3 protein-coding genes and 1 pseudogene are annotated in these 2,157 nt (G+C 37.1%); 2 read left to right on the forward strand and 2 right to left on the reverse strand.

The window, feature by feature from the left end; translation table 11 throughout:
* The coding region (gene tnpA, locus M3210_RS20790) for an IS66 family insertion sequence element accessory protein TnpA (RefSeq protein WP_432806999.1) at positions 1-106 on the reverse strand (106 nt) is incomplete at its 3' end.
* Positions 107-168: 62 nt separating this feature from the next.
* Here tnpA and M3210_RS19730 point away from each other — a divergent pair.
* Together M3210_RS19730 and M3210_RS19735 are read left to right on the forward strand one after the other, a co-directional pair.
* Positions 169-465, forward strand: coding sequence for a hypothetical protein (locus M3210_RS19730; RefSeq protein ID WP_251517976.1), 297 nt, complete (start codon positions 169-171; stop codon positions 463-465).
* A gap of 5 nt (positions 466-470) precedes the next feature.
* Entirely contained in the window at positions 471-815 is a 345-nt protein-coding gene (locus M3210_RS19735; protein WP_251517978.1) for a thermonuclease family protein, read from the forward strand.
* Here M3210_RS19735 and M3210_RS19740 read toward each other — a convergent pair.
* A pseudogene (locus tag M3210_RS19740) lies at positions 754-1,992 on the reverse strand (IS256 family transposase). The gene M3210_RS19735 and the pseudogene M3210_RS19740 overlap by 62 nt on opposite strands.
* Between the last annotated feature and the right edge of the window lie 165 nt (positions 1,993-2,157).

Here is a 2,157-nt window from a genome sequence, read left to right on the forward strand (position 1 = left end):
TCACTTCTTCGTTGCGGCACCATTCGGCTGCACTTAAACCACTTGCTTCCCAAGCATCATACCTAGCTTTCCATTCTATTCTTTTGTTAGCATCGTTCATTGGCATAACCTCCAGATTTTTTTCTAAGGAGATTATCTCAAGAACGGATATTTAATAGAAGGTGTTCATTGTTTGACGCTTACAAAAGAATTAGCGACATAATTAAAAATAAAGAGTATCAATTTGACGTGTGGGAAGAAGATGGGAAAGCTTATTTGCAAACCGCTATTTGTAATGTTGGTGGTTGTACAGCCGAATTTTTAACCTTTGATAGCCTGGAAGAAGCGAAGAAACAAGCAGCTATAATGACGCTAAATGGCAAGAAGATGAAAACCGTTAGTATATGTAGCGAATGTGAAAATGAATTGAAACCAATGTGGGATGACGCGCCTAATTTCGTTAAATATTGTTCTAAATGTGGTTGAATTTAATGAATAAAATATTATTGATATTAGTAGCTATTACATTTCTGATTACTGGTTGTGATGAGCTAGATTCAGTTTTAAATGAAAATGCTGCAGCTACAGAAAGTATTGCGGCGGATAAAGAAGTTGTTACGATTGACAGAGTTGTTGATGGCGATACAATTATAGTTGAATTTGAGAATGGCGAAAAAGAAAGGGTAAGATTATTATTAATTGATACTCCCGAATCGGTACATCCTGAAAAAGAACCTCAACTGGGTTTGTCAAATAAAGTGTGTAAGTTCAAACTTACTCAAGATATTTTAAAGCCCTATCTTTTAGATTTTCATGGAGAAGTAGTTGGTTCATAACCATTGCCCAGTTTTGGATATGGCCACCTTCCCATTTTGTTTCGAGTTCTTTTACTCGTAAAAATAATACTTTTAATAGAGCGTTCTCGTTGGGGAATGCTCCTTTTTTGGTTACTTTTCTGAAGCTGGAATGGATACTTTCTACTGCGTTGGTTGTGTACATAACTTTACGAATGGCACTTCCATAATCATAAAGCTGTTCGACATGGTGGAAGTTTCTTGTCCAAACATCAATAGCTCCTGGATAAGCAGCTCATTGTTGTTGAAAGGATTCAAAGGCACTTAGGCAAGCCTTGAGGCTTGATGCACCATAGACTTTCTTTAGGGTTTTGGTGAACGTTTTATAATCCTTGCTTGGGACATATTTGACGGAGTTACGAATCAAATGAACCATACATCGTTGTACGATGACATCCGGAAAAATGGCACGTGATCCTTCTTCCAAACCACTTACCCCATCCATGGATATAAAGAAAATATCTTCGACTCCTCTCGCCTTGATTTCATCAAAAATCTGCATCCATTTGTGCTTACTTTCCGTTTCATTTAACCATAAGCCAAGAATTTCTTTATTGCCCTCCATGGTGTATCCTAAAATCGTGTAGACGGCATATTTCTTGGTTTCATATTGATTGCGAATCGTTGTGTACATACAATCTACAAAAACAAAGGCGTAACAGTTACTTAACGGTCTGGTTTGCCATTCTTCCAGTTCAGGAAGAACCTGATCTGTAATATCGGATACCATTTCATGGGACACTGAAAAACCATAGATATCTTGAATCGTAGAAGAAATATCTCGCTGCGACATCCCACGTGCATACATGGAAATCACTTTATTTTCAATCGCAGAGACGTCCTTTTTCCGTTTTGGGATTAGTTCAGGATTAAAGGAACCATCACGATCTCTTGGCACCTTGATGTCCACCTCACCCGAACTTGCTTTAATGGTTTTCTTCCCGTAACCATTGCGTCTGTTTTCTGTCTCTTTTTCCGTTTTATCATTCGATTCGTAACCTAAATGATGATTCATTTCACCCTTCAACATGGATTCAAACATAGGTCCAAATATATCTTTGAGTGCATTCTGCATATCTTCTACGGTCTCTGGTTGGTAGTTTTCTAGAATTTGGTTCGCTAATTCAGCTGATTTCTCATCTCGCTTTGACTTAGTCAATAGAATAACCTCCCAATCGTTATATATTTATTCTAACACACTAGCGTTGCATTAATTAAGATTAAATATTAACAAGACCCCGAATTTTCGCTAATTTACTTTAATGCAAATAAAAAGTCCTTTATAATGGATTTAGTCAGGTGGTAACCCATCCAAATCCAAAAA

The sequence above is a fragment of the Oceanobacillus luteolus genome (assembly GCF_023715655.1).
GTDB lineage: Bacteria > Bacillota > Bacilli > Bacillales > Amphibacillaceae > Oceanobacillus > Oceanobacillus luteolus.